General features: G+C 30.1%; 6 protein-coding genes. All 6 read right to left on the reverse strand.

Annotation, left to right across the window (positions count from 1 at the left end; all coding sequences use genetic code 11):
* Nucleotides 1-667, reverse strand: a 667-nt coding sequence (locus J7G74_RS12365; RefSeq protein ID WP_297135861.1) for an N-acetylmannosamine-6-phosphate 2-epimerase, incomplete at its 3' end; no start/stop codon positions are given.
* A gap of 257 nt (nt 668-924) precedes the next feature.
* Nucleotides 925-1,773, reverse strand: a complete 849-nt coding sequence (locus tag J7G74_RS12370; protein WP_297135864.1) for a GH25 family lysozyme — start codon at nt 1,771-1,773, stop codon at nt 925-927.
* A 153-nt stretch (nt 1,774-1,926) separates the two neighbouring features.
* Nucleotides 1,927-2,931, reverse strand: coding sequence for a sugar kinase (locus J7G74_RS12375; RefSeq protein ID WP_297135867.1), 1,005 nt, complete (start codon nt 2,929-2,931; stop codon nt 1,927-1,929).
* A 1-nt stretch (nt 2,932) separates the two neighbouring features.
* A complete protein-coding gene (locus tag J7G74_RS12380) occupies nt 2,933-3,580 on the reverse strand; it encodes a bifunctional 2-keto-4-hydroxyglutarate aldolase/2-keto-3-deoxy-6-phosphogluconate aldolase (protein ID WP_297135870.1) in 648 nt (215 codons plus the stop codon).
* Between the two features lie 88 nt (nt 3,581-3,668).
* Nucleotides 3,669-5,060: a GntP family permease gene (locus J7G74_RS12385; protein ID WP_297135872.1), complete on the reverse strand. Its 1,392-nt coding sequence runs from the start codon at nt 5,058-5,060 to the stop codon at nt 3,669-3,671.
* A 30-nt stretch (nt 5,061-5,090) separates the two neighbouring features.
* A complete protein-coding gene (ilvD, locus tag J7G74_RS12390; RefSeq protein WP_297135874.1) occupies nt 5,091-6,806 on the reverse strand; it encodes a dihydroxy-acid dehydratase in 1,716 nt (571 codons plus the stop codon).
* Between the last annotated feature and the right edge of the window lie 259 nt (nt 6,807-7,065).

The raw sequence follows: 7,065 nt of genomic DNA on the forward strand, positions 1-7,065 counted from the left end.
ATAACTTAGTTATATTTTGTGGTCTAGTTATTATTGACCCTACTACAACACTATAACTTCCAAGTTCTAACACTCTTCTAGCCTTCTCTGGTGTATTTATATTTCCTTCTGCAATTACCTTATTTGAAACTTTACTTATGATCTCCCTTAAAATTTCAAAATCGTTTTCCTCAATTCTATAATTTTCACTTTGTTTTGTATATCCTACCAAAGTCGTTCCTATGTAATCAAATCCCAGTTTATCTGCATGTACAGCTTCTTCTACTGTAGAACAATCTGCCATAAGCTTTTGACTTGGATACTTACTCTTAATTTCATAATAAAACTCATCTAATGTAGTTCCATTAGGTCTTAAGCTAGCAGTTGCATCTATAGCTATAATTTCTGGCTTAACTTCCATAAGTTCGTCTATTTCTTTCATTGTAGGCGTTATATAAACGTCGCTATCATCATAATCTCGTTTTACGATACCTATAATTGGAAGATCCACATTTCTTTTTATTTCCTCAATATCCTCTTTAGTATTGGCACGAATTCCAACAGCTCCTCCTTCTTTGGCTGCCTTTGCCATACGTCCCATTATGAATGAAGAATGTAAAGGCTCATGTGGTAATGCTTGACAAGATACAATTAAATTATTTTTTAATTGCTCTAAATTATCCTTCATATTCTTTCTCCTTCCTAATAACTACTTACAAGTACAGTATATGTTTTTAAGAAATAATTTTCAATAAAAAAACTTTTTTTGAAAGTATTTTCAGTTAATTTTATTTTTCTTACATATTATTGTTTTTATACAAGCCATTTTTTATTATTTTTATAGTCTTTTTTGTATAAATTTTCAATATGATAGATTTTTTTGAAAGAAAAAACACCTCTTTAATCGAAGAGGTGCTCTTTGTTAAACTCCATATTGATATAAATTTATTTTAACAAGCTATTCCATGTAGATGTACCAACAATACCATCTATGCTTAAATTTTTATCTCTTTGATAAGATTTTACTGCATATTCTGTATTTTCTCCAAAATTACTATCTAAAGATAGTTCTTTTTCATTATTATCTTTATATCCTAATGATTTTAAAATAGATTGAACAGTAAATACTTCTTTTCCTTTGCTTCCTTTTTTTAAAATATTTAACTTAATAATGATTGATGGTGTTGATTCAGGTGTTGTTTGGATTTCTCCTGGTAATTTATAAAGATTATTTAAATCAACATTTCCACTTATACCATTAACTCTTCCTGTACTTGAATATTGCCACATGAACAAATTATAATTAGGTTTATCAGATCTATAGCTAGCCATCCATAGAGGATATTTTTTTAAAGCATTCATATCAAATTTATTATTATAATAATCTTGATTTGTATAAATACAAGCTGTATAACCTTTTTCATTTATATAATCGCAAAAAGTTTTTACAATTTCTGTTCTACTTGATTTAGTTAATGATGAAGTACATTTGTTATCGCTATCATATTCCCAGTCTGCTGAAACACCTAATATAATTTTAGATTTATATGGTTCAATTAAGCTGACGCACTTCTGTGCATTTTTTAATGCCGCATCTTTACTGCAACCATACATGAACCAGTATACTCCTATTTTCAAACCTACTTTAATTGCACCTGTAATATTTTCAATAAAACGATTGTCAGTATAAGTAGTCCCAAATCCAGCTCGTATTATAACACCTTCTACACCGTCATCTTTGACTTTACGCCAATCAATTACTCCATTATGATGACTTACATCAATTACTTTCATAGCATCCATCCTTTAAAAATAAATTATAATGGTGTTTACTCAAAACACCTGTTTTATAGTATGTAAAGATGATCTATTTTGATACAAAAATATATTATACAACAAAAAATTCTATTATATGCATTCACATGCAAATAATAGAATTCAAATTTATTATCTAGATATTTTACCAACACCATTATTCATTAAATTTTCTACATCTTCCACAGTTACAAAATTTGCATCACCATGTATACTATGTTTTAGTATGGATGCTGAATTTGCAAATTCACATATATACTTTGGTCTCTTGTTAGTTATTATAGAATATAAAACTCCTGCAGTTAGTGCATCTCCTCCACCCACTCTATCAATTATGTCATCTATTAGTTGTACTTTTGATGAATATAATTTTTTATTTGTATAATAGTTGCACTGTAATGTATTTATAGTAGATGATTTAACTTCTCTTATTGATGAAAATATATGTTTTATATTAGGGTATTTAGTAGTGATTGAATTATAATAATGATTTAATTTTTCATACTTATCTTCATATTTACAATCCATTAATAATATATTTTCAGCATCTAAAATTCCTGCAGACAATATATTCACATAAGGTAATATTTCTAAAGTTGATTTTCTAGCATCTTCTATTGACCATAATTTAGCTCTATAGTTAGAATCATAACTTACCATTATATTATTATTTTTACAGTATTTTAAAATTCCCATTGTTAATTTTCTAAGTTCTTCAGATAGGGCTAAAGTTACTCCTGAAAAATGAAATACATCTACCCCTGTTAAAGCTTTCTCCACATCTAAATCATCTATTTTCATATTACTAAATGCAGAATCCGCTCTATCATATATAACCTTTGATGCCCTATTACCACTTCCTACTTCTAAAAAGTATATTCCCGTTCTTTTATCATCATTTTTTATAAATGTAGTATCTATATCATTTGATTTTAAATATTTTATAATGGATTTTCCTATATCATCATTTGATACTTTAGTTATCATTCTCGTATCTATGTCAAAATTAGATAACGATACAAGAACATTAGCTTCACCACCTCCATAATTCACATTAAAATTATTTGACTGTGTGAATCTTGTTCCTTTTGTAGTAGATAATCTAAGCATTATCTCTCCAAGTCCAGCTACTCTCATATTATCCCTCTCTTACCTCATTAAGTTTGCTTATATATTCATTGCAAATAGAAGTAATCTCATCAAACTTACCTTCTTCTCCTAAATTATTTAATTCTCCACCAATACCAACTAAGTCAACACCAGCCTTAAACCATTCATCTATATTGCTTATATTAACGCCTCCTGTTACCATCATATTTGCGTAAGGTAATGGACCTTTTATTGCTTTTATGTATCCTGGTCCATATACACTTCCTGGGAATATTTTAACTACATCAACACCAACCTCATGAGCAGCAACTATTTCATTAATAGTCATAACCCCTGGTATATATGGTACTTTGTATCTATTACACATTTTTGCTGTTTCTGCATTAAATGAAGGAGACACTATATACCTTGCTCCAGCTATTATAGCCATTCTTGCTGTTTCAGGATCTAATACCGTTCCTGCACCTATTACTATGTCTTCACGATTGCCATATATATTAACTAATTCTTTTATTATATCTGTTGCATATTTATTAGTAAAAGTAACTTCTAATCCTTTAACACTTCCTTGGACACAAGCTTTTGCTATGTTTACTCCAACTTCTTTTGTATTTCCACGAACTACTGCTACAACACCACAGTCTACTAAAGCTTTTATAGAATTTATTTTTATCATAATCTTATCCTCCATTATTTATATACACAAATATATCTGGCAAGAAAAACTCACCAGATATATTATTTTAATTTTACTAACTTATTATCTACATTAAACCAGGTAGCATGCCTTGGAATAAGGATAATATACTTACAAATGCAAGTGCAGAAAGTCCTGCAACAAATCCGCCTATTGTCCATCCTCTCATTGTATCGTTAACTGATATTTTGAAGAATCTACTTATAGCCCAGAAACCCGAATCGTTAGGTAATGATAGACCCATACCACCTGCACATATAGCTATTGCACAAAGAACTGGAGATACACTACTTGAAGCTATTGCTCCAGTAAGTATTGACGCTGTAGTCATAAGAGCTACAGTAGTAGAGCCTTGAGCACAACGTATAACTTGTGATATTAAGAAACAAAGTACTAATATTGGTATATTAAATCCTGATAAAGACTCTGCTATATAATCTGCTATTCCTGTAGTTTGAAGTACTTTACCAAAAGCTCCTCCTGAACCTGTTATTAATAATACTAAACCAACTTGATCTGCTGCATCATTCATAATTTGGGCTACTTCTAATTTTAAATAAGGCATTGCAACTATAGCCGAATATATTACACCTATAAGCATAGCAACATTCTTATCTCCTAAAAATTGTAAAAAAGGTAATATTGCACTATCTTCACTTAATATAAAAGAAGTAAAACTTCCTAATAATATAAGTATTATTGGTACTAATAACATAGATATTGATTTAATAAATGATGGTCCCTCTACAGTAACTGCAGCTTCTCCATTAGCCATATCATTTACATTATTTATATCCTCATCTTCTATATCTTCAAAAGTATAGAAGTGATTATTTTTCTTATCTTGTATATTTAAAAATTTACCGTATATTATTCCTCCACATAATGTTGCAACAGCTGCTGTTACTAAAGCATATATAAAGAATACTCCTACATCTAATCCTAAAGTTTCTGATACAACAAGTGGTGCTGGAGTTGGTATAACTAATGCATATGTACAAGTAGTTGCTACTGATATAGCGCAAGCAAAAGTAACCATAGATATTTTTGTTCTTTTAGAAAGCATTCTTAATACTGGTGCCATCATTATATAAACAACATCACTAAATACCGGTATACCTGTCAAAAATCCTGTTATAGCCACTGCTGATGGACTATTTTCATCTCCGAATTTTCTAAGTATCGCATCTGAAATAGTTTTTATTGCTCCAGACTCAAACATGAATTTACCCAGCATAACTCCTAAACCTGTAACTATACCTATCCCTGCTAAAGTAGATCCAAATCCATCAGAAATAGTAACTGCAATTTCTTCTATAGGCATACCTACTAATACAGAAGTTACTAAAGATGTTATTAGTATAGATATAAAAGCATTTAACTTAAATTTTAATATTAATACTAGTAATAGTACAATTGATAATAAAAATACTCCAATAAGTAATGGTCCTGTTAACATTATTTTACTCCCTCTCTAATCCTAAGTTACCTATTTCATATATCCGCCTTGCATTGGATCAACAGCATTTCTTGAAAATATATTAAGTATTCCTGATTTATATTTTTCTTCTTTTGGTTTCCATTTTTTCTTACGTTCAGTGAATACATTATTTACTTCATCTTCACTACATTCTTGACCACTTATTCCTATAACTCTTAAAACTCTATTTTCTATATTTATCTCTATTAAATCTCCCTCTTCAACTAGTGCTATTGGTCCACCAACTGCTGCTTCTGGAGATATATGCCCTATAGCTGGTCCTTTAGATGCTCCCGAGAATCTTCCATCTGTTAATAATGCTATACTAGCACTTAACTCTGGATCTGATGATATAGCTTCAGTTGTATAGAACATTTCAGGCATTCCACTCCCCTTTGGACCTTCATATCTAATAATTACCGCATCTCCTGGATTAATTCTCTTTTTAAGTATTGCATCTATAGCTTCTTCTTCACTATCAAAAGGTCTAGCTTTAAGTATTGCTTTATGCATTTCTTTTGGTACAGCAGAGTGTTTAACTACAGAACCTTTTGGCGCTAAGTTACCTTCTAATATTGCTATCGCTCCATTATCTCCAATAGGATTATTGTATGGACGTATAACATCTTCTCTTTTTAAACCTACTTTAGATAAATATTCATCACACTTTTCATAGAATCCATTATTTTTTAACTCTTCTAAATTCTCACCTAATGTTTTTCCTGTAACAGTCATAACATCTAAATGCAATAAGTGTTTTATTTCTTCCATTATTGCAGGAACCCCTCCAGCATAGTAGAAGAATTCAGCTGGCCATTTACCTGCTGGTCTTATATTTAATAAATATGGTACATTTCTATGTATTCTATCAAATTCACTTGCATCTAAATCTATTCCAAATTCATTAGCTATAGCTGGTATATGTAATAATGAATTAGTTGATCCAGATATTGCAGCATGAACCATTATAGCGTTTTCAAATGATTTTCTAGTTACCATATCTCTTGGCTTTAAATTCATTTTTGCAAGTTCTACGGCTTGTTCTCCAGCTCTTCTTGCCATATCTTTTAAATCTTCACAAGTTGCTGGCATTAATGAACTTCCTGGTATCATTAATCCTAATGCTTCTGCCATAACTTGCATAGTTGAAGCAGTTCCCATAAATGAACAAGCTCCACAAGAAGGACATGCATTATGTTTATAATAAGTTAATTCTTCTTCTGTTATTTCTCCTCTTTGGTACTGTGCACTATACATACCAATTTGTTCTAAAGTTAATAAGTTTGGACCAGCTTCCATTACACCACCAGTAACAACGATTGATGGTATATTAACTCTACCTATTGCCATAAGATGAGATGGAACCCCTTTATCACAACTTGATATAAATACTCCACCATCAAAAGGTGTTGCATTTGCATGTATCTCAATTAAAGATGCTAATATATCTCTTGATACTAAAGAGTAGTTTATTCCATCATGACCTTGAGCTTGACCATCACATATGTCAGTTGCGAAAAATCTAGAACCTTTACCACCTTTTTCGCTAATTCCATCTATTGCTTTCTCTACAAAATCATATAAATGTGCACTTCCAGGATGGCTATCTCCAAAAGTACTTTCAACTATTATTTGTGGTTTAGATAAATCATCTACACTCCATCCCATTCCCCTTCTAAGAGGATCCATTTCAGGAGCTATCTCTCTAACCTTTTGACTAATCATATATACTCTCCTTTAATAAAATTTTTTATTATAACTACATCAGATGTATTTTACTTTTTCAGTTTAACACATCAGATGTATTTTATCAATATATTAATTTTTTTTATGAAAACAATTTCACATTCCATAGAAAAACATATGTTTTCGAGCTATTTACGAGTGTTTCATTTTAAAAATTATATTTTTATAATATATATTTACTATTATTATATAATTCCATCTTCAAATACATCATACCTATCATTAGTTCAAAAGTCAT

The organism is Terrisporobacter sp. (assembly GCF_017888745.1).
Classification (GTDB): domain Bacteria; phylum Bacillota; class Clostridia; order Peptostreptococcales; family Peptostreptococcaceae; genus Terrisporobacter.

What these genes read in the sequence shown, in the direction of transcription:
- J7G74_RS12370 (WP_297135864.1), bottom strand. Translation starts at nt 1,773, where the DNA reads ATGAAAGTAATTGATGTAAGTCATCATAATGGAGTAATTGATTGGCGT.
- J7G74_RS12375 (WP_297135867.1), bottom strand. Translation starts at nt 2,931, where the DNA reads ATGAGAGTAGCTGGACTTGGAGAGATAATGCTTAGATTATCTACTACA.
- J7G74_RS12380 (WP_297135870.1), bottom strand. Translation starts at nt 3,580, where the DNA reads ATGATAAAAATAAATTCTATAAAAGCTTTAGTAGACTGTGGTGTTGTA.
- J7G74_RS12385 (WP_297135872.1), bottom strand. Translation starts at nt 5,060, where the DNA reads ATGTTAACAGGACCATTACTTATTGGAGTATTTTTATTATCAATTGTA.
- ilvD (WP_297135874.1), bottom strand. Translation starts at nt 6,806, where the DNA reads ATGATTAGTCAAAAGGTTAGAGAGATAGCTCCTGAAATGGATCCTCTT.